Origin of the sequence: uncultured Aquimarina sp., assembly GCF_947492405.1 — a bacterium.
In the GTDB taxonomy this organism is placed as follows: domain Bacteria; phylum Bacteroidota; class Bacteroidia; order Flavobacteriales; family Flavobacteriaceae; genus Aquimarina.
The window spans coordinates 127,035-151,736 of sequence record NZ_CANLMP010000009.1; the positions used below are offsets into that span (position 1 = coordinate 127,035).

Here is a 24,702-nt window from a genome sequence, read left to right on the forward strand (position 1 = left end):
AATTCGTAATTTTGTGCTATGCAAGAATTCATAGATCAATTACCGAAACTAGCCAAAGATACACAGAACGAGAATAAAAAGTATTTTGCAAAGCTTAAAAAGAAACCTCCAAAGAATTTAGATAGGTTTATGCAAGATTTACATACTAAAGAATTTCAGAAAACAGATTGTTTAGAATGCGCGAATTGTTGTAAAACTACAGGACCTTTGTTCACGGATATTGATGTAGATCGAATTTCGAAGCATTTAAAAATGAAATCTATTCAATTCGAAGATCAATATCTGAAAAAGGATGAAGATGGGGATTTTGTGTTAAAAGAAACACCTTGTGCTTTTTTAGCTTCGGATAACTATTGTTTAATCTATGATGTAAGACCAAAGGCGTGTAAAGAATTTCCGCATACTGATCGAAAGAAATTTCATCAGATTTCTGACCTAACGATGCAAAATATAACTGTTTGCCCAGCTGCTTATAATATAGTAGAGAAGATGAAGGAGTTAATGCCCTTAGAGCATAAAAGTAATAGACGTGCATAATCTATAATTACGCTATAATAATTTGTTATTATCCGATAAAAAAGTATCCCTGCACTTTTATTATTAAAATGCAGGGATACTTATAAGTGTGTCTTAAATACTTATCTTATAATCCTTTTTTTAATTCTTCGATAGTTTTTGCCATCGCTACTCCTGGTAGTTTAATAGGAGCTGCAACTTCTGCAAGAAACGTACCTTTTACTTCTCCTTTTTTATATGTTGTAAATCCGATACGATATAAGCCAACCGTTAAAGCCTTAAGCGGGTCACCAACTTCACTTTTATATCTTAACAAAGAATTGTAACTACTTCCGCTAGGTTGTTTAGGCATTTCACTGCTATCATCATTACGATCTAGTGTAGTCCAGTTAGCATTCTTTACACCATCTTCACTAATTTTATCTTTGCTAATAATATCTGAGCGCTCTAAAGTAATATAAGTGTCAAAATATTCGTCTGAACTTGCATTTTCTTCATAAGCTTTAGACTTAGTTGCATTTTTTATTTTAGTTTTTCCCACAGGTGATTTCATTCTTACACCAAGCTCCGTTGCCACAGCAGGAACCCACATATAGATGTAATAAAACTTTTTACCATCTTTTACTTCATCTTCATTTCCAGGCGATGCATATCCAAGATAAGATACAACTTCCGTGTATGGTACTTTTATGGTCTTTGGACCAATCTTTTTTTCTATCGAACTACCGAATTTTTTTAGTTTCTGTGCTTGAGAGTCAACAGAACTACCTAAAGTAAATATACTTAGTAAAAGTAAAATTTTGATTTTCATGTTTTTAGTTATTGAAGTTATTAATTGATTAATTAAACACACTTATTTTTTGTTAAAAAGAATATCAAATATGAATGTTTTTTAATTATTAATTGCATTTTTTCAACGTTTTTTCATACAATTTTTAATTCTAATTTCGAAATGTTCAAGAATGAAACCTATTTTGTTTGAAGATCAATATATTGAAAAGAGTGAGGATGGAGATTTTCTGTTAAAAGAAATGCTTTATGCATTTTTGGTTCAGATAATTATCCTTTGTATTATAATGTAAGGCCTAAAGCTTGTAGAGAGTTTTTAATATACTGATGTAAAGAAGTATCATTAGATTTATGACTTAAAGATTCAGAATACAGTTGTTTGTCCAGCTGCTTATAACATTGTAGAAAAGATGAAAGAGTTAATGCCATTAGAGCATGAAAGTAATAGAAGAACTTGATCCTGTACCAGATAGTTATTTGGAGTTTTTAGTAGCAATAATTTTGATGTGCTGATTATATTTAAACTCTTTTAATTGAATTTGATAATTCTTCCAAAAAATAAAACGGTCGTGGTTTTTTCTGGTAATTGTATACACCATTCCGTTTTCTTGTTGTATCGTTTTGTTATATTCGAATGTATTAAGTTCTTCTTCTGACTTTTGATCATCATCACTATATACCGATAAGAACTTCTCCGTTTTTTCATTATCAATAGCTAGAATAATATAAACAGATGCTCTTGTTATTCTATCGATCGAATTCTTATGCGAAAAAGATATTGGTGAGATAGACAACCCGTCTGAAAAAACTACAGTTGATCCGCGATTAATTTTTATAACTGACCCATATTCCATTGCTGAGACTTTTATTTCGTTTCTTTTATTTTGAGTATATGTTAAACAGCCAACGATGAGCATAAAGATGTGAATATATACTTTAACGATCATTAGTACATACTTTAATTTGTAACGCTAATTGTAAAATTGCCAGACACCATTTTTACGACCAATGATACTTTTAAACCCTACAGGAAATTCGTTTTTATCAGATGTACGAAATAAAAAACTTCCATCTTCTCGTTTCACTTCAAAAAGTTTCCCATTTGCAATTGGAGTCAATTTAATAGAGATTGAATCAATATCATCATATACATCTTGATCTGTAAATGCCATTTTCAAACCTTTTGTCCATTCTTTAACCAGTTTCTCTTTTTTAAGATCAGGTTTAGATATGAGCTCATTACTAAGTATAGGATCCGCAGCAGCAATCATTTCACTTATGTTGTTCTGCTCCATTATTTTATAGAATGATTTAGAGAAGGTAATTGCTTCTTCCTTACTTTTTTATCAGTTATACTATCTGTATCCATCCAAGACCACCTTTTTATATTTGAAGAAAATTCTACTTTTTTATGAATAGGAGTGTCGTCGTTTTCAATTTCTACAAGCGTTTCTTCATTACTTTCGTTATTGGTGTTATCTCCTTTTGAAAACTGAACTAAACGAATAGTTGTTTCCCCTTTTTTTGTTAGAGGATAAATAGACAATGTATTGATTCCGGGAATTATATAATATTGAACGTTAGAAGAAGAATTACCATATCCAGTCGGAGTACTATCTGTTTTTAATTTACAAACAGGTATATCATTTAATCGAATTTCTACATCGCTTCCTTTTCCAAATACCTCTAAATAGAAGAATTGCTTCTTGATTTTTGATTTTAGATACATGGATTGTTGCTGAAGAGGACTATGCATAAGCTCAATACTATTGAAGCTCAAAAATAGTAAGGGTAAGAATAGAATATAGAACTTAAAATATATGATGTTTAAAGCTTTCATAATTTCGAATATAAATTTTTAGCATAGGAATTATTATTTATTCTATGATTTCAATAAACTCCTCTTCAGTTTCACCAGGTATTTTTGGAGCCGGTGCATAATGTCCACTCATTGTAGAAAGGATTTCCCCCGTTTCTTTATCTACTTCTTCGGTAGAAAAGCTTCCACCCAAATAGGGATCTCGCGATGAAAATTCTACCAAATAAAACTTTTCTTTTTCATAAATAATCGTTGGTGGATACATCATTCCTTTATGAAAAACATCGGTATTAGTTCCGTTAGGATTCATTAAGAAATTAATTACTCTTAAATGTTCTGATGTTGGCTGATAAAAAGTAGTGTTTTCTCCATCATTACTTACGCTACTTTTAGAAACTAATTTAGATGGGAACTCTACCAAAATACTTGAATAATAACTAGCGTTTTTGGGCAAGTATAATACGTTATATCCCAATTCTACCAATATGCTTTGATCATTAGCTTTTACCTTAATGAAATGGAAATCATCTTTTTTGACGTCGGATGTTTCTTGCTCTTTTATTTTTTTTAACGCTAAATCAATAATATGATCTCTTCCTAATTCAATTAATCTTTTTACTTCCTGGTTTGGTTTCGTGTTTTGAGAATATGTCATTTGCATGCATAATGTGATTAGTAAAAGGATTGATTTCATTTTTTTGAATTTGTTGTATTGATCATATGAATTAGAAATATACTATTATTTCATAAAACAAATGACCCGATTTCATCAAGTGTTAACTATATCTAATGTCATGGAATTTATTGACTAATTTCGGGTCATTGTCATCTAGAAATCTATATCATCTCCAGCTCCTGCTGTAGCAAACTCAGCATTGTATTTTTCCATAAGTTCTCCCATTTTTAATGCCATACGAGTATCGGTAGCCATTTTTGTAGACCAATGTGCTCCTACAGAACTCCAGTCGGTAACATTAAGTCCATATTCATTTAGTATAGAAGCGGCATCTTTTCCTTGTGCAGCACCCATGTTTTGATGACACATAATTTTTATATATAGTTCGAAATCTTCAGTGACTTTTTCTAATGCACTTCCGCTTGTTGAAGTATTTGTTTCTGATGTTTCATTAGTTTCTGATGATGCGAATTTACCGATATCAGAATTCATAAAAGCATCACCATATACTTTTGAAATTGCAAACGTTGTGTCCTGAGACATTCTAGCAGTCCACTCTGCAGAAACTTCATCCCAAATTGGTTTTTCTGTACCTACTACTTTCAGAACATCTTCTAGATCCATGCCACCAGCGATTTTTGCATTTGCAGCAGCCCAGGTTTCCATATCGATTCCGTTTATTGGATCTAGTAATCCACCTTCCGAAGCAGCTTCTATATGCGCATCCATTTGCGCATCAAGTTTTGCCTTTTGTTCTTTCAGAAAATCATCAGCAGCATCTAATGCCTGCTCTTCTGCAGAATCCAAAAGCGAAACTCCCCAAGAAAAATGTTTCTCATCAGAAAATCCAAATTGTTTAATTTGAGTATTAAATTCATCTGGATTACTATGTTGAAGCTCTTGAATAACAGAAAGTTGTTCTTTGGCAACACTATGAGAAAGTTCTTGTACTTGTTCTGGCATTTCGAATCTATTAGCATATCCGTATCTTCTGATTCCTGATCTGAATTGACTATTAAGATCTACCCAATGAGGTTCGTTTAGATTAGGTTTAAAAGGCCATAAATCACACGCTTCATCTTCTGCGATATCCGGAAAAGATAGATCAGCACAAGGCCAGGTGGTATAGTCATAACTGCGCCAGTCCATACGATCTAGTACTGTTAGATAATCTCTGTATTCATCTTTTTGCTTCCCCGAAACGTTTTGATATAATTCATTTGTGCTACTCATGATATGTTGGTTTTATAATTTGTTTTTTAATTAAAATTGAGATAATATTTCTTGTTTTTTCTGTTTGTATTCTTGCTCATCAATAAACCCGGCATCAAACATTTTTTTTAATTTTTCTAGCTTTTGCATAGGATCATCCGGGTTCGGTTGTGTTGGTGGAAGATTATTTTGCTGTTGTTGTGGAGGTTGTTGTTGATTCTGACCGTTCATCATATTTCCCATCATTTGCCCCATTCCAAGACCAGCACCCATTTGCATACCCAGATTTCCACCACCTTCATTTTTTGCCATGTTTTTAAGTGCTTCGAGTTGTTGATAATCTTGATAGCTCACACCAAGTTCTTTCATTGCTTGTGCTTCGGCACTCATATCGGCAATTCTGCCAATTCTTGTTCTAGTCTCTTCGTCAAAACTGGTTCCCTCAATTCTAAAATCAAGAAGTTCAAAACCTAATTTGCTAAAAATACTTTCGCATGAGGTTTTAGAAAATTCAGCAATCTCATTGCGATGTTTGTCGATATCAACATAACTAAAGGATGCTTTGGCAAGAAAATCACTTATAGGTTGTGTGATTCTTGATAAAATCACTTTTTGTATTGCCTTTACAGGGTAATAATCTTCACCAGCGATTACATTAGTAAAAAAGTCAATAGCTTTAGTAATCTTAAATGAAAAGTTACCAAAAGCGCCTAATCCAACCGGAAAGTTATAGACAGGATCTTTATAGGTTATTGGAGAAGGGGTGCCCCAGCGAATGTTTTGCATTTCTGCTTTTCGGTAAAAATAGATTCCTACTTTATGAGCAGACTCGAACTTATACATGATGTTTTTGATGGTCGTCCAGAAAGGAATATTACCGGTCTTAAGATCATAGAGTCCTTCTTCTTCAAAAAAACCTTCTACTTTACCTTCATAAACAAAAAGACATCCTTGTCCTGGTCCAACGATCAGTTTTGATGCATTTTTAATTTCATCACCATTTTGAGTCCATTTCTCAAAAAGAGTATCTGATTTTGGGTTTTGCCACTCAATAACTGAGCGTAATTGATTACTAAATGAATTAGACATGTTTTTCTTTTTTTTGTTTATGAATAATCGATTATGAATGACATTTTAGCGGTAAGATCTTTTTCATATCGATCTTGATAATCAGGAATGATTTCGATCCTTTTCTTTAGAAAGGCTTCTATATATTTTCGATATTGATTTACTAATTCGTCTTTGCCATAAACATCTCGATCATTTAGATAGTTCTGAAATTTAAGCTGTTCATATTTTAAATAATGTTCGAGAGCAGCTTCTTCTCCTAATGCATTAATAGCAAAATGTTCTATATTTCTTGCTTTGGTTCCAGGCTCGAATGTATTCACTGTTTGACAATAATCGCAAGTACTATAATAAGACCGGAAAAAATTATTTTTAACAGGAAGTTTTGCTTGACATTGGGTACAAGAAAAGTCTTTGGATAGTGTTTCTTTTACGGCAACCAGTAGTTTTTTTGCTGCTTCCGAAAAAATCCGAACTTCGTATGATTTTAATTCTTGATCCAGGTCATGCTGAAGTTGAAACCCTTTATTTCGTTCTTTGATGAATTGAACAGAATCATCATCTAGATGGGTATCTAAAAAGGTTTCTTCTACTTTGTCGAACCAGGTCGAATCTATTTTAGAAATCAGATCAGAGGCTTGGGTATATATTCCTTGCCAGGCATTATGGAAGGTTGTAGTTTCAAAATCAGTAGCTTCAAACAGTAGCGGTAGTGCAGCTTCTGTTTTACTTAGTACATCGTGAAATCGATCTTCAATTTTGGTTAGAAAAGTATCCCATCTATTTTGTGTGGTTGTAAATGACATCTCAAGAGGTATATTAGGTTTTAGTAAAATTGACTTTCACAGAAATCACAATATTTAAGATCTGTATCACTAGGTCTGGCTGCACCACAGTTTTTACATTTTTTAGTCTCGAGACCAGCGTTTGTTTCTTCGTATTTTTTGGTAGAGGAAATAGCATTGCCTAATATATCATCGAGAACACTTTTTTCTTTTTTGTTTTTTTCAGCATCGTCTGGCATAACGTAAGTGATTTAGTTGTGGGTGTTTTAGAAAGAAGAAGTGAAAGAAAGTTATCCCTATGTTTTTTGAACATAGGAATAACTATCCAGTTTTTGTTTGTTAGGAATACATTATTTGCTAAGTCCTGTTTTTAGGTCTTTAATGGTTTTAGCCATTACTACACCTGGTATTTTTATTGGAGCCGCAACTTCTGCTAAGAAAGTACCTTTTACTTCTCCGGTTTTATATGTAGTAAAACCTATACGATACAACCCAACGGTTAATGCTTTTAAAGGATCATTAATGTCACTTTTATATCTTAATAATGAGTTATAAGTACTACCACTTGGTTGTTTTGGCATCTCTCCACTATCATCATTACGTTCTAGAATAGTCCAGTTAGCACTATCTACTGCGTCTTGACTTATATTAGCAGTACTAATAATATCTGAACGTTCTAATGTGATATACGTATCAAAATAATCAGCAGATTTAGCATTCTCCTCGTATGCTTTAGACATCGTAGCTTTTTTAATTTTGTTTTTCCCTACAGGAGACATCATTCGCACTCCCAATTCTGGAGCAGCAAGTGGTACCCATACGTAGATGTAGTAGAATTTTTTTCCATCTTTTACTTCATCTTCGTTGCCTGGAGCTGCATATCCGAGATAGGATACTACGTCTGTATAAGGTACTTTGATAGTTTTTGGTCCTATTTTTTTCTCGATAGAACTTCCGAATTTTTTTAATTTTTGCGCTTGCAGGGTTGTTGAAGTTCCAAGTACGATAATGCTTAATAGAAATAAAATTTTTGTTCTCATAATTTGATAATTTGTGTAATTTAAAATTGTTTATTTAGTGAAAAATGATAATGTGAATATCAACGTAATCATTGATAATACAAGGATAATACCGGTAAAGTGATACCAAGGAATTTTGATTTTATTGTTTTCGAAATATTCGAAACTATTGGTCAATTCTTGGTCTTTAAATTCCTTTTTGTCAAAAACACCTTTACAATGACTACATACTGAGTAGATTTTTTTCCACAGTGGAAAAAATGGAATCCAGAATACGTGAAAGTATTTTCTATATCCCTGAATCCACATCTGATTTTTTGTTTTACAAAAAGGACAGCAACCTCCATCCAGTTTTGCAGGATGTATTGTAGAAGAGCTTGTTCCGAATATAATCATGGCAAATCAATGTATGTTAGATATTCTTTTGGTTTGAAACTTTACTTGAGTTAGGAATAGGAGAGAGCATTCAATCTTAAAGAAAGATTTCGTTCTCTCTCCATTCTTCAACTAACTAACGTATTATGTAAAGAATAGGAATGATGCTACGATCATCCATCCACCAACGATTAGTCCAAATACTCCTAGTTTACCTTGTTTAGGAGCTAATTTTGCTCTTAGTTCGTTAGCTTTTTCTTTTGCTGCTTCATTTTTGGATAAGAAAAATTTATTGATAAGTCCAAAACCTAACATAAACCCTAGTACTGCAGAAATAATGTTACCTGCTAATAAGGTTACCCACCAGATTGGATATGTAGTAAGCCATCCAAGATTTAAGATGGCAGAAATGATTCCCCAAACTCCCCAGAAACAGAATACAAGTCCAATCCATCCTTGATACGGTTCGATTTTTTCTAAAAGTTCTTTGGCGTTAGGTTTTTTTGAAAGCAATAATGATGGTACTGCTAAAATGCTTAATAAAATTAATGAGATTCCCCAGATCATATCTTTATGGTTTTATAGGGTTAGTAATTAGTTTATGCTGTAAGCTTTGATATATTGTTTATCAAAAGCTACAGTACAAAGATGTTATATATCTGGGCTATTAGAAACACCCTTTCTAGGGGAAATGAATACCCTGAAAACAGTGAGGGAAGTTTTTTTGTATAGTATAATTACTAAATAAGCGGTGAGTGATAAATCTGTTACCAGGAAAATTGATAGGAATCATCAATTTTACATGTACAGACTCATGATCTATTTTTTTTAAGCAGAAGAATAATGAATAGCCCTATAGATGATAACTATTTGGTTATTTATCTCCTAATACCATCATAAGGGTTTGATGCTACAAAAAAATTAGTTTTGTATATAATTCATTTTTAAAGCATACTTAGTTAATCCAGCGAGATTTCTTACATTAAGCTTAGCAATTAGGTTTTTTCGGTAACTTTCTATAGTATGTTTACTTAAAAATAATTTATCAGCGATTTCCTGAGTTGTGAATTCCTGGGCAATTAGTGTAATTACATCGACTTCTCTTTGAGTAAGTTTTACTTCTTCGTCCTTTTTTTTAGAAAACTTATTTTCCATGTAAATGTCTTTTATCTCACGTGAAAAATATTTTTCTCCTTTTAATATAGTTTGTATTGCCTTAAGAAGTTCTTCTTTTTCAGCATTTTTAGGTACATAACCATCAACATCATGCTCAATAAGGTTGTCAATCATTTCTGGATTATTGTGCATACTAACTACCAGAGTTTTAATATTTGATTTTCTTTGTTTTACAATCTTATTAAGAGCGATACCGTCCATTTCTGGCATCGTAATATCAGTGATAATCAAGTCTATTTTTTCATCTGGATTGATTTCTAAATATTTAGCAATGTGCTTGCCATTTTTGGCTGTCAGCAAAATATTATAATCTTTTTCAGAATTCAGAATGCTTAATAAGCCATCCAAAAACATTTTATGGTCATCAGCTATAATTAGGTTGTATTTCATTTATGGTAGTTGTTAAGTTGGTAATTTCTATATTAATAATAGTTCCTCTTTTGATTCTAGAATCTATGTCTATAGTTCCAGAAATCTTGTTTAATCTACTTCTTATATTTCTAAATCCTATTCCTTCTATATTTTTAGTAGTATCAAAACCTACGCCATCATCCTCGAATAAAATACTTAACTCATTTTCGACCAAATTGAGTTGCAGTTCTATAGAAGATGCTTTTGCGTGTTTGATGCTATTGGTGATGAGTTCCTGGATGATCTTAAAAGTTTCTATTTGTAATTCTTCTCCTAATAAATCAATTTCTTTTCTAGGGTATACACTACATGAAGTGGTAAGACTACTCGCTCCACCTATGTTTTTGAAATATTCTTCAAGGATATCACAAAAATTGTTTTTGCTAAATTTTTTAGGGATCAAGTTATGAGAAAGGTCACGAACTAACTCATAAGTATCATCTATTTGAGTATTTATACTCTTAAGTAAGCCTTTGTTTTTATTTTCAGAATTATTTAATTGAAGCTTAATTGCAGCAAGATTTCCTCCGATACTATCGTGTAATTCCTGTGCAATACGTTTTCTTTCTTTATCCTGACTTTCTATAGAGGCTTTAATAACTTTCAATTCCTGATCTTTTAGTAAGGATGAAATTTTCTCTTCGTTTATCTCCTCTTGTTTTTTTGTTAACTCGCTTTGAGCTTTTATTTTTTGATAATAGGTAACTAGTAAACCGATAACGGGAATTAAAAGTATTAAAAAAGAATATAAGATGAAATTTTTAAAGCCTTTTTGTCTGACAGTTTCTGCTTGCTGAATAGCTAATTGTGCGTCTTTAATCTCTTGATTTTTCTTAAGAATGATATTATCTTTTAATGCTTTTTCTGTAGTGTTCTGAAAAGTTAATAATTTATTTTTATTTTCTTTTCTCAAAATTTCATTCTCTTTATGCTCTATCTCTTGTTTAAGTTTAAGATTGCTTATCGCTTCTTCTCGATTTGCTAACTCCAATTGCTTATTGGTATTTTCAATTTGTAAAAATCTAATTTCTTTTTCCTTTTGTAATGTTTTGTATTTTATTTCTAGTTCATTGATTTCTTTATCTTTATCAAGTGTTCGCGTAGAGTCTGAAACTTTATCGTATTGTTCATGATAACTTAATGCTTTTTTATAGTCTTTTTGGGAAATGGCATTTTCTTTTAGACGTAAATAAATTTTTTCTTGTTCACTTAAGAAACCTATTTTTATTGCTATATCTAAGGCAGTAAGCATAATATCTTCAGCTTCCTGGTTTCTATTTAATTCCGTTAAAAGACGTCCTTTTTCCACACCCCCAATAATTAGCATTCGGTCAAGATTGTTGTTTTCTGCAATTTCTAAGGCTTTATCAAAAGAAAGGAGCGATTTATCAAGATCTCCAAGTTTTTTGTACGTAATTCCCATATTTACAGAAATTGTTCCGATGCAACCTATTCTATTGGCTTGTATACAAATTTCTCTAGCTTTTTCGAAATACTTAATTGACTTATCAAATTCTTCTTTATACCCGTAAATATTGGCTATATTTACTATAGAACCAAATACCATTTCTTCATTTTTTTTGTACTCCTGACATTTTTCTAAAATGTCCAAAGCTAAATCATACTCGCTGGCGGCAATGTAGATGTTAGCCAAACCAAAAGAATTTATATAGTAGATGCGTTCATCATCATATTTTTGTGAAATATCGATACCTTTAAAATACCATTTTTTCGACTTTTCCTGTAATCCTATGAAACTATTTGCTTGACCTAATGTGAAGTATGCAAGCCCATAGATATTGCTTTTAAGAGTATCGTTTCCAAAATCTTTCAGCTCAAGGATTTTTTTTGCATAGTATTTTACAGAATCAATCTGTGAGATACTTCTAAAATAAGAACTTAAAATCAAACTTAAATCCGCTTTAAACCGGTTACTTTTAACTGCTTTTTTCCTTAATTGTTTATGCGCTTTTAGGTAACTCTCTTCTCGTTTATTAGGAGTGTTGGCTAAAGTTTTAAGTTCGTTTATAATTTCTCTTTCTCCTTTAATGGGGTAAGGGAAAGTTCGTTTAGTGTCAATTTGTCCATAAATACTCAAAGAAACCAATAAGAATATTAGGTTGATGGCGTTTCTTAAAGAAGGGAATATGATGAAATTGACTGCTTTCATTTTTTTTTGGATTATCCTCGATACCATTGTATATCCACATTTATTTTAGAATTATATAAATTTAGATGCGCATGATAACTAGATCACTATTTTAATATTTTTTTTGAATAGTCAAAGGTATTAATTTATAAAACTAACAGTATCCCTGAAAACAGGGGACTTATTATATCAAACGTAGGGTTATTCATACAGAAGGTGTTGAGCTCTTACTTTTTTGAACTTTTCCAGGTCTTTTATCCAGGTTTTTTTGATTTCTCGAGCTGTATATCCTTGTTTTATTTGTTGTTCTAGTTTTGGTGTTCCTGCATGTATTGTAAATGATTTAGTGTTAAAAAAGCCTTCTTTGTTTTTCGAATTGTTATAGGCATTAAGCAACCATTGTAAATTTATGCTATTAAGGCGCTCGGTTTTTCTTAAATCTTTTCCATAACAAACCTCTCCTTTATGTTTAGGGTATTTGGATCCAAAATTGGGTTGAGGAGTATATGCAAAATCATATTGATCAATTGGGAAATCAGGAGAACCAAAAATCTGAAATTGCATTTCTGTACCACGACCGGCATTTATGGTTGTCCCTTCAAAAAAACCAAGACTTGGATAAAGATTTATCGATATATCATTTGGTAAGTTAGGAGAAGGTCTTATAGACAAACTATAAAACGTTTGGTGTGTGTAATTTTGGACAGGTATAATTTTGATTTCACATTTTAAACCATCTCCTAACCAACCTTCGCCATTTACCATTTTTGCATATTCACCTATAGTCATACCATGAACTAGAGGAATGGGATGCATTCCCAGAAAACTAGAATGTTCTGGTTCTAAGGTAGGTCCATCGATATAGTGTCCATTTGGGTTAGGGCGATCTAAGATTAATAAAGGAATATTATTTTCTGCACAAGCTTGCATTACATAATGTAGCGTCGAGATATAGGTGTAGAATCTTGCTCCAACATCCTGAATATCAAAAACCATAATTTCTATGTTGGAAAGCTCTTCTGCAGGAGGTTTCTTGTTTTTGCCATGTAAAGAAACAATAGGTAATCCGGTTTTAATATCTTTTTCATCTGCCACCAGCTCGCCAGCATCAGCTTTACCTCTAAAACCATGTTCTGGGGCGAAAACCTTTTGGATATTTATGTTTCTTGACAATAGAGAGTCTACCAAATGGGTATATTGTTGTAAGGTAGTTGAAGTAACTCCTTCTGTTTGTAAAAGAGGGCCTAGATTAGGAAATTTGAAAATGACAGAAGTCTGATTACCAACAATGGCTACTTTTTTATCTTTTAGTAAAGGCAGATAGAGCTCGGTTTGATTAGCTCCTACAATAATTGGTTCTAAAATGTCCAAAGAATCTTGTTTTTGACTTTCAGAAATGACACTTTTTTGATTGATAATAGGCATTTCGCCTTCCTGAGTAGTTTGAGATGATGTTTTTGTACCGCTTCCACAAGAAATAAGCAGCGTGAAAAAGAATAAAAACGTATTTTTGAATGCATTTCTGATAAAAACCATAGATAACTTTGAATTTCGAATATTTTATTGCCAAACGCCTTATCAAAGGTAAGGAACATAAAAGTAGCATATCGTCTGCAATCATAAAAATAGCCATTTTTGCTATCTCCATCGGGATGGTTATGATGTTAATAACGGTTGCTACCGGTATAGGTTTACAACGTAAAATTCGAGAAAAAGTTGCAGCATTTAATGGACATGTTATTATTACTAGTTATGATAATAATAATAGTATAGAATCTTTGATTCCTATTAAAAAAGACCAACACTTTTATCCAAACTTTGTTGATGTAAATGGTATTAAACACATACAGGGATTTGCTACAAAAGGAGGTCTTATTAGAACTGAAGATGATTTTGAAGGAGTTGTAGTTAAAGGAATCGGAGATGACTATGACTGGTCGTATTTTAAAGAGTATTTAATAGAAGGTACTTTACCCGATTTTACAGATCCGAGAAATAATCAGATATTAATATCAGCTTATACTTCATCACGATTAGGTTTGGGAGTAGGGGATAAGGCGAATACGGTTTTTTTAAAGAAAAACTCGAGTTCTAAAATTCCAGCGAATATTCGTGCTTTCGAAATTGTGGGGATATACGATTCTGGTTTTCTGGAATTTGATGAGAAATTTATTTTTGCTGATATAAGGCATATCCAAAAAATGAATAAATGGAAGGATGGAGAAGTAGGAGGTTTTGAGGTTTTTATTGATGATTTTGATGAAATAGATAAAAAAGGGAAAGAGATCTATGAAAGTATTCCATCTGATTTAGAGGCGCAAACAATTGCTCTGAAGTATGGTAGCATTTTTGAATGGCTTAAACTTTTTGATCTGAACATAATTGGGATTATTGGAATTATTATATTGGTAGCAGGAATCAATATGATTACAGCATTACTTGTTTTAATATTAGAAAGAACACAAATGATTGGTATTCTAAAATCATTAGGAACTAATGATTGGAGTATTCGAAAAGTATTTTTATATAACGCAGGATATTTAATTCTTCTCGGTTTGTTTTGGGGTAATCTTATTGGTATAAGTTTGTTGTTTATTCAGAAATATTATGGAGTTATAGGCCTTAATCCCGCTACTTATTATGTAAGTACTGCACCAATTTATATAAGCGTAGGATATATTATTTTGCTTAATATCGGAACAACTATATTATGTTTAGCAATGCTTCTTATACCGTCTTATGTAATTGCTAAAATATCACCTTCTAAAGCAATAAGATTTCAATAGTAGCAAATAAGGCATCTTCCTCTTACTTAATGACTTTGTATTTGTATCTTTGCACCGCATAAAAAACAAATAAACCTATTTTATATATTGGGACTTCGTTATGAAGCTTTAAGATGCAATAAGTACGTGCTTCTTCTTGATTTTACTGTAGATATAGTTGCAGTTAAATTTAAAAAAGTAGTATGGTGTTAGTATTTGCAGTAACTTTCAGATATAATAGATTTTCTAATACGTGAAATAGATTCAAGAGACTATAATAAATTAATAAGCTTGTGAAGTACGCAAATAATATATTAGAAACCATTGGTGATACACCTATGGTAAAAATGAATCCTTTGGTAAAAGATGTAGATGCGCTTGTATTAGCAAAATATGAGACATTTAATCCCGGAAATTCGGTAAAAGATCGAATGGCTCTAAAAATGATTGAAGATGCTGAGGCCGATGGAAGATTAAAACCTGGAGGTACTATTATCGAAGGTACTTCTGGTAATACCGGAATGGGATTAGCACTGGTAGCTATTGTAAAAGGATATAAGTTGATCTGTGTAATGGCAGACAAACAATCCAAAGAAAAAATGGATATTCTACGCGCAGTTGGCGCCAAAGTGATGGTGTGTCCAACGAACGTGGAGCCTGATGATCCAAGGTCTTATTATTCTGTTTCTAAAAGATTAGCAGAAGAAACTCCAAATTCTTGGTATGTAAACCAATATGATAATCCTTCTAATGCAAAAGCACATTACGAGAGTACTGGACCAGAGATATGGGAGCAAACGGATGGAAAAGTTACTCATTTCATTGTAGGAGTAGGTACTGGAGGAACAATTTCTGGAGTTGGAAAGTATTTGAAAGAAAAAAATCCAAATATTAAGATTTGGGGAATAGATACATATGGTTCTGTTTTTAAGAAATACCATGAAACAGGTGTGTTCGATGAAAATGAGGTGTATTCATATATAACAGAGGGTATTGGAGAAGATATTTTACCTGAGAATGTAGATTTTTCGATTATTGATGGTTTTACGAAAGTAACAGATAAAGATGCAGCGGTATATACACAGAGACTTGCTAAAGAAGAAGGAATGTTTCTCGGTAATAGTGCTGGAGCAGCTATTAAAGGGCTACTACAATTAAAAGATCATTTCACTAAGGATGATGTAGTGGTTGTATTATTTCATGATCATGGAAGTCGTTACGTAGGTAAGATGTTTAATGATGATTGGATGAGAGAACGCGGCTTTCTGGAAGAAGAAGTATCTACTGCAGTTGATTTAGTTAAAAATCACATAGAAAAGCCTTTAATCACGGTAAAAACTGAAGAGTTGGTTTCTCACGCAATAGAACGCATGCGTAAATTTCAGATTTCTCAAATACCAGTTTTAGACAGTGAAGGTTTTGTCGGTTCTGTAGACGAAAGTGCTTTGTTTACTGCGTTTCTTGAAGATAAAAATACAGGTGATACTCCAATTAGGGAGATTATGAACGATCCTTTTCCAATAGTAAAAGCAAACACATCGCTTGATGAAATATCTGGATTAATAAAAAATGGTAATCCAGCTGTTCTTGTAACTCTTGATAATGGGAAACATCATATCATCACAAAATATGATGTTATCAGTCATATAAAATAAATTATTATATTTATAACAGGTAAGGAACCCCTTTTATTAGTTTGACAAGCTGATATAGGGGTTGTTTTTATACATTAATCTTAATTTAGATGCTGTTTTACGCAACTTAATCGTAAAATTTCAATCTATATAGAAAGATTCGTATAAAATCTTAGGACTATGCAAAAATATTCATTTGACTTTTCTGATATAGATGAAATAAGGAACTATTTTAGATCTCAATTAGATCCGAAAGGAACCACCGACAGAATCTATTTTCCTCCTGAGATTGGAGAAGGATATTTAAGTTATTATAAAATATCTCCAGAGGTTTTTCTTTTTATTAATAATTATAAAGCACATGTTGATATAGAGTATGTAAGAGAACCTATAGCAGAAAAGGATATCATTTTACATTTTAGAAAGTATTCATTAGACCATCAAATAAAGAAAAATGAAATCATAAGCTCATACTCTGATGGTTATACTCCAGGAAATATGAGATGTATGGATGCACAACAAGGCGAAAGAGTTTATATCACTAAAGGAGCTGAGGTGAAATCTATTATGATTGTTCTGAAAAGTGAATATATAAAACCATATTTTCTTAAAAATAGCGATATGGCAGAAAGGGTAGATAGTTATATTAGATACTCACATCAACATATTAATAAATTTTACCTTTCGTATAAACAGTCAGTCTTATTTGATCAAATTGTTTCTCCAGACGTTAATAAGGTAGAGAATTATTTATTTTTTATAGCAAGAGGAATCCGTTTACTAGAAACGTTCTGGAAAGATGTTTTAATGTGGGAAACAGAAAGTAATCCGTTTAATATAAATAGCTCACAAGTTGGTAACATTTATAAAGTTAGTAATTATTTAGAGCATAATTTACACGAACCATTTATTGGTGTAGATCAATTGGCATCCATGGCGCATATGAGTCGTACCAATTTTTTCAATATGTTTAAAGAGATTCATGATCAAACGCCTTTAGAATTTTTTAATAATAAAAAATTAGAAAGCTCCTATAATATGATATTTGCAGAAGGTTTGTCTATTAAAGAAGTGATGGATAATCTGAATTATTCGAATTCTTCAAAATTCAAAAAAGCTTTTTTTAATAAGTTCGACGTCTATCCGGATATCCAAATTTGATTATATACTAATTGATATAAAATAAAGATGGTCGTCAAAAAATGACAACCATCTATAACCTAACACAAACTCAACTAAGCTTAGGATTTTGTAATCTTTATGTTTTTTGAAATTATCTTCCCTATTTCTGATAACAAATTAAAGAAATGAAATAATTGTAACAATTTCCATTAATACATAAAATCTTACCAATAGTACATTTTTGCCAGATTTAAGTCTTTTTTAAGAACTATAATAGGAGAAATAGTACTATTTACTGAGTTATAGTATGATATTAAGGGAGAATATCTCTTTCTAATAAGCTCAAAAAGTTTTTTTTACTATTTAAATACATCAAAAATGGTAACATTTTAATTATTGATTACACATAACTATAGAAATCAAGAGGTTTTCTTTAAAATTAATAATTAATGATAGTATGAAGGAAGAGTTTTTGCACTACCTATGGAAATACAAAAAGTTTAATTTTTCAAATCTAAAAACTACAAACTTACTACCTATTGTACTTGAACAAGTTGGTGAGCATAATCAGATGAATTCTGGACCTGATTTTTTTAATACTCAATTGGTGATTGATAATCAAAAATGGGCAGGTAATGTGGAGATTCATAGTAAGTCAAGTGATTGGTATGTCCATCATCACGAATGTGATCCAGCCTATGATAATGTTATATTACATGTAGTATGGGAAAATGATGTAGAAGTTTTTAGAAAGGATAATTCTATAATCCCTGCGTTACAGCTTAAAGATTATATCGATAAAAACATACTGTCTCAATATCAAAAACTTTTTCAAAATAAAGATACGAGTTGGATTCAATGTGAAAAGCAGCTTTGTGATGTGTCTGATTTTATAATTTTTAATTGGCAAGAAAGACTGTATTTAGAAAGATTAGAACAGAAATCTGAATTGATAAAAGAATTGTTATATAAGTCTTCTAATGATTGGGAAACAGTTCTTTTTAAATTACTAGCGAAGAATTTCGGGCTTAAAGTTAATAGTGATCCTTTTTTAAGTTTGGCTAATTCCTTTGATTTTTCAGTTCTTAGAAAGTGTAGCAATAATCTAAAGTATTTAGAAGCTTTGTTTTATGGTCAAGCTGGTTTACTCAATTCAGATTTGGATGTTCCATATGTTAAGGAGTTACTTCAGTATTATGAATTTTTAAAAAATAAATTCACATTAAAAAACCACGGTGTTTTGCCTTTTCAATTTTTTAGACTACGACCTTCTAATTTTCCAACGATTCGGATATCTCAGCTGGCAAACCTTTATTTTGAAAATAAGAAACTATTTAGTAAGATTATTACAACTAGTGATCTGGAAAAATTCTATAAACTATTTGATACAAGTACTAGTGATTTTTGGAAAACGCATTATACTTTTGATAAAGAATCTTCTGCAAGAAAGAAAAAGGTAACAAAGTCATTCGTTCATTTAATCTTAATCAATACAGTTATTCCTATAAAATTTTTATATGCAAAAAGCCAGGGGAAAGATGTTTCTGAAGAAATCTTCGGACTGATATCACAGTTACCAGTAGAAAAGAATACGATATCAGATAAGTTTATTAGTTTAGGAGTTAACATGGAGGATGCTTTGCATTCTCAATCTATGATTCAACTTAAGAATAACTATTGCGATAAAAAAGCTTGTCTAAAGTGTTCTATTGGTAATTATTTATTGAATAGAGAGGATAGTTTGGGATAATATAATTATTTTGCATTATGCTTTATAATCTAAGACATTTTTTAGAACGAAACGGTTTTTACGTTTCTAGCAGGCTGGCAGATAGATTAGGAATGCGCGCTAAAAATGTACGTTTGTTTTTTATTTATTTGACTTTTGCTACAGTAGGATTAGGCTTTGTTATTTACCTTAATATGGCTTTCTGGTTGAAATTAAAGGATCTTGTGTATACAAAACGAACTTCAGTTTTTGATCTATGATAAAGCTATATAGTTGGGGGAGACCAAGAATATATATAGCATTAATCTTGCTGATTGTTGTTATAGTTACAGGAGTATTGGGTTTTCGTTATATTTCTGATTATACCTGGGTAGATGCCTTATATATGACGGTGATCACAATGACCACTGTAGGTTTTGGAGAAGTTCAACCATTGGATGATAACGGTAAGTTATTTACAATATTTTTAATATCTACTAGTGTGGCGATTTTTGCGTATTCAGTTTCAGTAATAACTGAGTATATAGTAAGCAAAAATGATCCAAAAAGAATGCAAAACCGTAAAATACAAAAAATGATACATCAACTAGAAAATCATATCATTATTGTGGGATATGGTCGCAATGGTAAACAGGCAGCAGCAAAATTAACGGCCTATAATAAGAAATTTATTATAGTTGAAAAAGATGAGGATATTATTCAGCGATACCAAAGTGAAACGCTATTGTTTCTTAAAGGAAATGCTACAGAAGATGATGTATTAATTGAAGCAGGAATTAAGAAAGCCGCAACCTTGATTTGTACATTACCAGAGGATGCAGATAATCTCTTTATAGTGTTGTCAGCAAGACAAATTAATAAGAATTTAAAAATAATTAGTAGAGCATCACAAGATGCATCTTATAAAAAAATTAGATTGGCAGGAGCGGATAATGTAATTATGCCGGATAGAATAGGAGGAGATCATATGGCTTCGTTGGTTGTGGTTCCCGATTTGATTGAGTTCTTGGATAATCTTTCTATTGTTGGAAAAAAATCTATAAACATTGAAGAAGTTTCTTTTGAAGATATGTTTGATGATCAAAAAGAAAGAACTATTAGAACAATTGATATGAGGTCCAAAACAGGTTGTTCTATTATTGGGTATAAATCACCAGAAGGAGATTATGTAGTTAATCCAGGAGCAGATACAATTTTAAGCCCAGGTTCTAAGATAGTGATCATAGGTCGTCCAGAACAAGTAAATCAACTGAATAAAGAATTTAATATTTAAACTATTACAAAAGATTTAATCGTTAAATTATTGTAAACAATTGTTTTTTTTAGCATCTTGCTCACTTCTAAAAAACTAAATTCAATTAACTCACACATTATGAAGAGAATTCTTCTTTCAATTTTAGCTCTTACAATTCCATTTATAACATTTGCACAAGAGACCACAGAAAAGGGTCTGGATCAAAAAATCGATGAAGCTTTTCAACCAGTTTCTGATTTTTTCTCTAATGTAATCTTTTTTGAAGTTTTTGCTGGAGCACCATTTGTTATCATTTTATTAGTGTTAAGTGCTATTTTCTTTACTATATATTTTGGATTTCCAAATATTCGATATTTTGCAAAAGCAATTAATGTAGTAAGAGGTAAATATGACGATGTAGAAGGTCATAGCTTAGGAGATCCTGATGCTGCTGTAGATGGTGATATTAGAGATACGATTAGAGATGAAAGTAAGGAAGGAGAGGTTTCTCACTTTCAGGCTTTGGCAACAGCAGTTTCTGGAACTGTAGGTAATGGTAATATTGCAGGTGTGGCATTGGCAATTGCTTTAGGTGGACCTGGAGCAACTTTCTGGATGATCATTTGTGGATTATTGGGAATGTCTACGAAATTTGTGGAATGTACGCTGGGTGTACAATATAGAGATGTTGGAGAAGATGGAACGGTATATGGAGGTCCTATGTATTACCTAAGTAAAGGACTTAAGGAAAGAGGTTTTGCTACCTTAGGTAAAATCGCGGCGGTTATTTTTGCTATATTCTGTATCGGAGGATCTTTTGGAGGTGGAAACGCTGCCCAATCTAATCAGGCAACGATTGTACTAAAGGAACTCATGGGATTAGAAAGTGCAGGAGCGGGAACAATCATTGGTGTTATACTTGCGATTCTAGTGGGAATCATTATTATTGGAGGAATAAAGAGAATAGCTTCTGTTACAGAAAAAGTAGTTCCTTTAATGGCAGTAATGTATATCCTTGCTTGTTTGTATATAATTTTTAGTAATTTCTCTTTTATAGATGATGCTATAGGTATGATCGTTACTGAAGCATTCAATCCAAAAGCAATAGGAGTTGGTGGATTTATTGGAGTCTTGTTAGTAGGGTTTAAAAGAGCGGCATTTTCTAATGAGGCGGGAGCTGGATCAGCTTCGATAGCACATTCTGCTGTAAAAACTAAGTACTCAGCTTCGGAAGGGCTTGTGGCATTGCTGGAACCATTTATCGATACAGTAGTAATCTGTACTATGACAGCTTTAGTTATTATTATATTTAATTCAGGAGGAGCTTTTCAATATGGAGGAGATGGTACTGGTGCTGTTTTAATTGATGGTGTATCATATGAAGGAGCAGGAATAACTGCACAAGCGTTTGGTAAATTTATTCCATACTCTAATATATTCTTAACGATCGCTGTTGTTTTATTCGCAGTGTCTACCATGATATCTTGGTCATATTATGGATTACAATCGTGGAAATTCTTATTCGGTAGAGGTAAAACTGCAGATTTAGTATATAAACTTTTATTTTTAACTTTTGTTATTATTGGTGCAGCAGCAAGTATGGGATCAATTTGGGCATTCTCTGATGCAATGATTTTTGCAATGGTGTTCCCTAATATGGTAGGACTATTTTTCTTATTTCCTGTAGTTAAAAAACAACTTGTTAGATATTTTGACGCAATAAAAGCTTCTAAAAATTAAGTTTATTTATTGTCTTAATATGAAATCTATAAAATCCCATTTCGAGATACACAGACGTTTCCGAAATGGGATTCTTCTTTTAGCAATATTGATTTTTCTTTTCCTTATAGCCTTGTATCTTTATCCAGGTTCTGTAAATAATTCCAATAACTTTGAGGAATTGGCAAAATTTCAAATTGAAATAGACTCTCTTAAAGAGGAAGTAATAAAGAAAAAAAAATCATATAAATTAAGACCTTTTAATCCTAATTTTATAACTGATTATAAGGGATATACTTTAGGGATGTCTACAGAAGAGTTAGATAGACTTTATGCATATAGGAAAAATAATAAATGGATAAATTCTGTTTCAGAATTTAAGAATGTTACAGGAGTTTCTGATTCATTGTTGGCGGTCATTTCACCATTATTTAAATTTCCTGATTGGGTTAAAAAAAACAAAGGCTCTAACTCCAATAAAAAATCTAAATACCCCGCAAAATCTTTTGCTCAGAAAGGAGATCTTAATGTAGTAACATCATCCGAGCTTCAGGAAGTAATAGGGGTTCCAGATTTCATAGCTGAAAGAATCATAAAACACAGAAACAATTTGGAGGGATTCATAAGTGACCTCCAGCTTAAAGATGTTAGGGGGCTTTATGAGAATCAACGAAATAAAATTCTGGCTTTGTATACAGTTAAAACAAAGAAGGATATAGAGAGGATTAATATAAATAAGGCTTCTGTAAAAGAACTGATGGAGGTTCCTTATTTTGATTTTGAAACCGCTTTGGATATAAAGGATTTTATAGAAGAGAATAACGGGATATCGGATTTTAAAGAATTAGGAAAAATTGAAGGTTTTTCTTTAGAAAAAATAGATAGAATAGCGTTATATTTGATATTAAATTAAAAATCGGAAAAAATTACTGTAAATATTGATAATACTTAAATTTAGTTTAAAAGTTTAAGATATCTGTTTCTTTACGGTAATATGTTGCTATATATAAATTAAAAGTTATCATCTAAACAACATGTATTTTACAGAAGAGCACGAATTATTTAGAGAAAGTCTTAAAGATTTTTTGCAAAAAGAGGTAGTTCCACATATTGAGAAGTGGGAAAAAACTGGAGATATAGAACGTTTTATCTGGGAAAAGTTCGGTGAGATGGGGTATTTCGGAATTGCTTACCCTGAAGAATATGGAGGGTTAGACCTTGATCTTTTTTATACCGTTATTTTTTTAGAAGAACTACAGAAAATTAATTCAGGAGGTTTTGCTGCTGCAATGTGGGCACATGCGTATCTGGCGATGACCCATGTCAATAAAGAAGGTGATCATAGAATAAAAGAAAAATATTTAAAAACTAGTATCACTGGCGAAAAGATAGGTTGTTTATGTATTTCTGAACCGTTTGGAGGTTCTGATGTCGCTGGTATGAGAACTACTGCCGTTAAAGAAGGAGATTCGTATGTTATAAATGGATCTAAAACATTTATTACTAATGGAGTGTATAGTGATTATTTGGTTGTTGCTGCTAAGACAACTCCTGAACTTGGAAATAAAGGAATTAGTATCTTTATTATGGATCGCGATACACCAGGTATTTCTGCAACTAAATTGGATAAGTTGGGATGGAAAGCATCTGATACTGGAGAAATAGCTTTTGATAATGTAAAAATTCCTCTAGAAAACCTAATGGGAGAAGAGGACAAGGGGTTTTCTTATATCATGCAACATTTTGCACTGGAACGATTGATTATGGGTATTAATGCACATGCTAGAACAGAATTTGCATTGGAGTATGTTATTAAATATATGGGTGAACGTGAAGCTTTCGGTAGGACTATAGACAAGTTTCAGGCACTTAGACATACTGTGGCAGATATGGCGAGTGAATTAGAAATGTGTAAAGAATTTAATTATTCGGTTGCTAAAAGGCTTAATGAAGGACAATACGTAGTAAAAGAAGCAAGTATGTCTAAATTACTTTCTACAAAAATAGCGGATGAGGTAATTTATAAATGCCTTCAATTGTTAGGAGGATATGGCTATATGGAAGAATATCCACTCGCTAGATTGTTTAGAGATAGTAGATTAGGCCCGATAGGAGGCGGAACTTCTGAAATCTTAAGAGAGATTATCGCCAAAATGGTTATTGATAAGAAGGAATATAAACCAGCTGTTAAGGAATAATCTAAAATAGCTTTTTGGCGAAAATCATTTTTTCAATTTGCCAAAATGGTTATTGATAAGAAGGAATATAAACCAGCTGTTAAGGAATAATCTAAAATAGCTTTTTGGCGAAAATCATTTTTTCAATTTGCCAAAATGGTTATTGATAAGAAGGAATATAAACCAGCTGTTAAAGAATAATCTAAAATAGCTTTTTGGCGAAAATCATTTTTTCAATTTGCCAAAATGATTATTGATAAGAAGGAATATATACTAGTTGATTGAAATTCTCTAGTTTTACAATATTTTTTTTGACAACTCCATAAA

Annotated in this window: 25 protein-coding genes; 10 read left to right on the plus strand and 15 right to left on the minus strand. The window is 31.8% G+C overall.

Annotation, left to right across the window (positions count from 1 at the left end; all coding sequences use genetic code 11):
• Positions 1–18: 18 nt before the first annotated feature.
• On the plus strand, positions 19–537 hold the full coding sequence (locus Q0829_RS25265; RefSeq protein ID WP_298548306.1) for a YkgJ family cysteine cluster protein: 519 nt from the start codon (positions 19–21) through the stop codon (positions 535–537).
• 106 nt (positions 538–643) lie between these two features.
• Here the strand turns inward: Q0829_RS25265 and Q0829_RS25270 are convergent, their stop codons facing one another.
• The 15 genes from Q0829_RS25270 to Q0829_RS25340 all read right to left on the minus strand — a co-directional run bounded on the left by Q0829_RS25270 (position 644) and on the right by Q0829_RS25340 (position 13,531).
• Positions 644–1,327, minus strand: a complete 684-nt coding sequence (locus Q0829_RS25270; RefSeq protein WP_298548309.1) for a Lipl32 family lipoprotein — start codon at positions 1,325–1,327, stop codon at positions 644–646.
• Positions 1,328–1,778: 451 nt separating this feature from the next.
• Positions 1,779–2,252: a hypothetical protein gene (locus Q0829_RS25275; RefSeq protein WP_298548312.1), complete on the minus strand. Its 474-nt coding sequence runs from the start codon at positions 2,250–2,252 to the stop codon at positions 1,779–1,781.
• 24 nt (positions 2,253–2,276) lie between these two features.
• Positions 2,277–2,600 (minus strand): hypothetical protein, encoded by a 324-nt coding sequence (locus Q0829_RS25280; RefSeq protein ID WP_298548316.1) that lies wholly within the window; start codon positions 2,598–2,600, stop codon positions 2,277–2,279.
• On the minus strand, positions 2,600–3,145 hold the full coding sequence (locus Q0829_RS25285) for a hypothetical protein (RefSeq protein ID WP_298548319.1): 546 nt from the start codon (positions 3,143–3,145) through the stop codon (positions 2,600–2,602). The genes Q0829_RS25280 and Q0829_RS25285 overlap by 1 nt, the downstream gene beginning before the upstream one ends.
• 37 nt (positions 3,146–3,182) lie before the next feature.
• A complete protein-coding gene (locus Q0829_RS25290; RefSeq protein ID WP_298548322.1) occupies positions 3,183–3,818 on the minus strand; it encodes a hypothetical protein in 636 nt (211 codons plus the stop codon).
• 135 nt (positions 3,819–3,953) lie between these two features.
• Complete coding sequence (locus Q0829_RS25295; RefSeq protein WP_298548325.1) at positions 3,954–5,033, minus strand: DUF6620 family protein; 1,080 nt, start codon at positions 5,031–5,033, stop codon at positions 3,954–3,956.
• A gap of 30 nt (positions 5,034–5,063) precedes the next feature.
• Positions 5,064–6,101: an SPFH domain-containing protein gene (locus tag Q0829_RS25300; RefSeq protein WP_298548327.1), complete on the minus strand. Its 1,038-nt coding sequence runs from the start codon at positions 6,099–6,101 to the stop codon at positions 5,064–5,066.
• Between the two features lie 17 nt (positions 6,102–6,118).
• Complete coding sequence (locus Q0829_RS25305; protein WP_298548330.1) at positions 6,119–6,886, minus strand: hypothetical protein; 768 nt, start codon at positions 6,884–6,886, stop codon at positions 6,119–6,121.
• Positions 6,887–6,906: 20 nt separating this feature from the next.
• Positions 6,907–7,104 (minus strand): hypothetical protein, encoded by a 198-nt coding sequence (locus Q0829_RS25310; RefSeq protein ID WP_298548332.1) that lies wholly within the window; start codon positions 7,102–7,104, stop codon positions 6,907–6,909.
• A gap of 111 nt (positions 7,105–7,215) precedes the next feature.
• On the minus strand, positions 7,216–7,905 hold the full coding sequence (locus Q0829_RS25315; RefSeq protein WP_298548334.1) for a Lipl32 family lipoprotein: 690 nt from the start codon (positions 7,903–7,905) through the stop codon (positions 7,216–7,218).
• Between the two features lie 30 nt (positions 7,906–7,935).
• Complete coding sequence (locus Q0829_RS25320; RefSeq protein WP_298548335.1) at positions 7,936–8,280, minus strand: zinc-ribbon domain-containing protein; 345 nt, start codon at positions 8,278–8,280, stop codon at positions 7,936–7,938.
• Between the two features lie 123 nt (positions 8,281–8,403).
• Positions 8,404–8,826 carry a hypothetical protein gene (locus Q0829_RS25325; RefSeq protein WP_027393777.1) on the minus strand — a complete coding sequence of 141 codons (423 nt, stop codon included), beginning with the start codon at positions 8,824–8,826 and terminating at the stop codon, positions 8,404–8,406.
• A 354-nt stretch (positions 8,827–9,180) separates the two neighbouring features.
• Positions 9,181–9,825: a response regulator transcription factor gene (locus Q0829_RS25330; protein WP_298548336.1), complete on the minus strand. Its 645-nt coding sequence runs from the start codon at positions 9,823–9,825 to the stop codon at positions 9,181–9,183.
• A complete protein-coding gene (locus tag Q0829_RS25335) occupies positions 9,800–12,016 on the minus strand; it encodes a tetratricopeptide repeat protein (protein WP_298548339.1) in 2,217 nt (738 codons plus the stop codon). The genes Q0829_RS25330 and Q0829_RS25335 overlap by 26 nt, the downstream gene beginning before the upstream one ends.
• Before the next feature lie 180 nt (positions 12,017–12,196).
• Positions 12,197–13,531 carry a DUF1343 domain-containing protein gene (locus Q0829_RS25340; protein WP_298548340.1) on the minus strand — a complete coding sequence of 445 codons (1,335 nt, stop codon included), beginning with the start codon at positions 13,529–13,531 and terminating at the stop codon, positions 12,197–12,199.
• 8 nt (positions 13,532–13,539) lie between these two features.
• Here Q0829_RS25340 and Q0829_RS25345 point away from each other — a divergent pair, with 8 nt between their 5' ends.
• From Q0829_RS25345 to Q0829_RS25385, 9 genes are all read left to right on the plus strand, one after another.
• A complete protein-coding gene (locus Q0829_RS25345) occupies positions 13,540–14,781 on the plus strand; it encodes an FtsX-like permease family protein (protein WP_298548342.1) in 1,242 nt (413 codons plus the stop codon).
• A 272-nt stretch (positions 14,782–15,053) separates the two neighbouring features.
• Positions 15,054–16,415 carry a pyridoxal-phosphate dependent enzyme gene (locus Q0829_RS25350; RefSeq protein ID WP_298548343.1) on the plus strand — a complete coding sequence of 454 codons (1,362 nt, stop codon included), beginning with the start codon at positions 15,054–15,056 and terminating at the stop codon, positions 16,413–16,415.
• Positions 16,416–16,574: 159 nt separating this feature from the next.
• Positions 16,575–17,555, plus strand: coding sequence for an AraC family transcriptional regulator (locus Q0829_RS25355; protein WP_298548346.1), 981 nt, complete (start codon positions 16,575–16,577; stop codon positions 17,553–17,555).
• 418 nt (positions 17,556–17,973) lie between these two features.
• Positions 17,974–19,266, plus strand: coding sequence for a DUF2851 family protein (locus Q0829_RS25360; protein WP_298548347.1), 1,293 nt, complete (start codon positions 17,974–17,976; stop codon positions 19,264–19,266).
• 17 nt (positions 19,267–19,283) lie between these two features.
• Positions 19,284–19,505 (plus strand): PspC domain-containing protein, encoded by a 222-nt coding sequence (locus Q0829_RS25365; RefSeq protein WP_298548349.1) that lies wholly within the window; start codon positions 19,284–19,286, stop codon positions 19,503–19,505.
• Positions 19,502–20,518: a TrkA family potassium uptake protein gene (locus Q0829_RS25370; protein ID WP_298548351.1), complete on the plus strand. Its 1,017-nt coding sequence runs from the start codon at positions 19,502–19,504 to the stop codon at positions 20,516–20,518. The genes Q0829_RS25365 and Q0829_RS25370 overlap by 4 nt, the downstream gene beginning before the upstream one ends.
• Before the next feature lie 99 nt (positions 20,519–20,617).
• The gene (locus Q0829_RS25375; protein WP_298548353.1) at positions 20,618–22,219 is read left to right on the plus strand and encodes an alanine/glycine:cation symporter family protein; all 1,602 of its coding nucleotides are present in this window, start codon (positions 20,618–20,620) and stop codon (positions 22,217–22,219) included.
• Positions 22,220–22,238: 19 nt separating this feature from the next.
• Positions 22,239–23,111: a helix-hairpin-helix domain-containing protein gene (locus tag Q0829_RS25380; protein WP_298548355.1), complete on the plus strand. Its 873-nt coding sequence runs from the start codon at positions 22,239–22,241 to the stop codon at positions 23,109–23,111.
• Between the two features lie 121 nt (positions 23,112–23,232).
• Positions 23,233–24,396: an acyl-CoA dehydrogenase family protein gene (locus tag Q0829_RS25385; RefSeq protein ID WP_298548357.1), complete on the plus strand. Its 1,164-nt coding sequence runs from the start codon at positions 23,233–23,235 to the stop codon at positions 24,394–24,396.
• Positions 24,397–24,702: the final 306 nt, after the last annotated feature.

Bases quoted from the DNA above. Each gene is read 5' to 3' on its own strand.
- Q0829_RS25305 (WP_298548330.1), bottom strand. From the start codon at position 6,886: ATGTCATTTACAACCACACAAAATAGATGGGATACTTTTCTAACCAAA.
- Q0829_RS25285 (WP_298548319.1), bottom strand. From the start codon at position 3,145: ATGAAAGCTTTAAACATCATATATTTTAAGTTCTATATTCTATTCTTA.
- Q0829_RS25275 (WP_298548312.1), bottom strand. From the start codon at position 2,252: ATGATCGTTAAAGTATATATTCACATCTTTATGCTCATCGTTGGCTGT.
- Q0829_RS25330 (WP_298548336.1), bottom strand. From the start codon at position 9,825: ATGAAATACAACCTAATTATAGCTGATGACCATAAAATGTTTTTGGAT.
- Q0829_RS25325 (WP_027393777.1), bottom strand. From the start codon at position 8,826: ATGATCTGGGGAATCTCATTAATTTTATTAAGCATTTTAGCAGTACCA.
- Q0829_RS25370 (WP_298548351.1), top strand. From the start codon at position 19,502: ATGATAAAGCTATATAGTTGGGGGAGACCAAGAATATATATAGCATTA.
- Q0829_RS25355 (WP_298548346.1), top strand. From the start codon at position 16,575: ATGCAAAAATATTCATTTGACTTTTCTGATATAGATGAAATAAGGAAC.
- Q0829_RS25385 (WP_298548357.1), top strand. From the start codon at position 23,233: ATGTATTTTACAGAAGAGCACGAATTATTTAGAGAAAGTCTTAAAGAT.
- Q0829_RS25340 (WP_298548340.1), bottom strand. From the start codon at position 13,531: ATGGTTTTTATCAGAAATGCATTCAAAAATACGTTTTTATTCTTTTTC.
- Q0829_RS25320 (WP_298548335.1), bottom strand. From the start codon at position 8,280: ATGATTATATTCGGAACAAGCTCTTCTACAATACATCCTGCAAAACTG.
- Q0829_RS25290 (WP_298548322.1), bottom strand. From the start codon at position 3,818: ATGAAATCAATCCTTTTACTAATCACATTATGCATGCAAATGACATAT.
- Q0829_RS25295 (WP_298548325.1), bottom strand. From the start codon at position 5,033: ATGAGTAGCACAAATGAATTATATCAAAACGTTTCGGGGAAGCAAAAA.
- Q0829_RS25280 (WP_298548316.1), bottom strand. From the start codon at position 2,600: ATGGAGCAGAACAACATAAGTGAAATGATTGCTGCTGCGGATCCTATA.
- Q0829_RS25270 (WP_298548309.1), bottom strand. From the start codon at position 1,327: ATGAAAATCAAAATTTTACTTTTACTAAGTATATTTACTTTAGGTAGT.
- Q0829_RS25315 (WP_298548334.1), bottom strand. From the start codon at position 7,905: ATGAGAACAAAAATTTTATTTCTATTAAGCATTATCGTACTTGGAACT.
- Q0829_RS25300 (WP_298548327.1), bottom strand. From the start codon at position 6,101: ATGTCTAATTCATTTAGTAATCAATTACGCTCAGTTATTGAGTGGCAA.
- Q0829_RS25375 (WP_298548353.1), top strand. From the start codon at position 20,618: ATGAAGAGAATTCTTCTTTCAATTTTAGCTCTTACAATTCCATTTATA.
- Q0829_RS25380 (WP_298548355.1), top strand. From the start codon at position 22,239: ATGAAATCTATAAAATCCCATTTCGAGATACACAGACGTTTCCGAAAT.
- Q0829_RS25360 (WP_298548347.1), top strand. From the start codon at position 17,974: ATGAAGGAAGAGTTTTTGCACTACCTATGGAAATACAAAAAGTTTAAT.
- Q0829_RS25335 (WP_298548339.1), bottom strand. From the start codon at position 12,016: ATGAAAGCAGTCAATTTCATCATATTCCCTTCTTTAAGAAACGCCATC.
- Q0829_RS25365 (WP_298548349.1), top strand. From the start codon at position 19,284: ATGCTTTATAATCTAAGACATTTTTTAGAACGAAACGGTTTTTACGTT.
- Q0829_RS25310 (WP_298548332.1), bottom strand. From the start codon at position 7,104: ATGCCAGACGATGCTGAAAAAAACAAAAAAGAAAAAAGTGTTCTCGAT.
- Q0829_RS25265 (WP_298548306.1), top strand. From the start codon at position 19: ATGCAAGAATTCATAGATCAATTACCGAAACTAGCCAAAGATACACAG.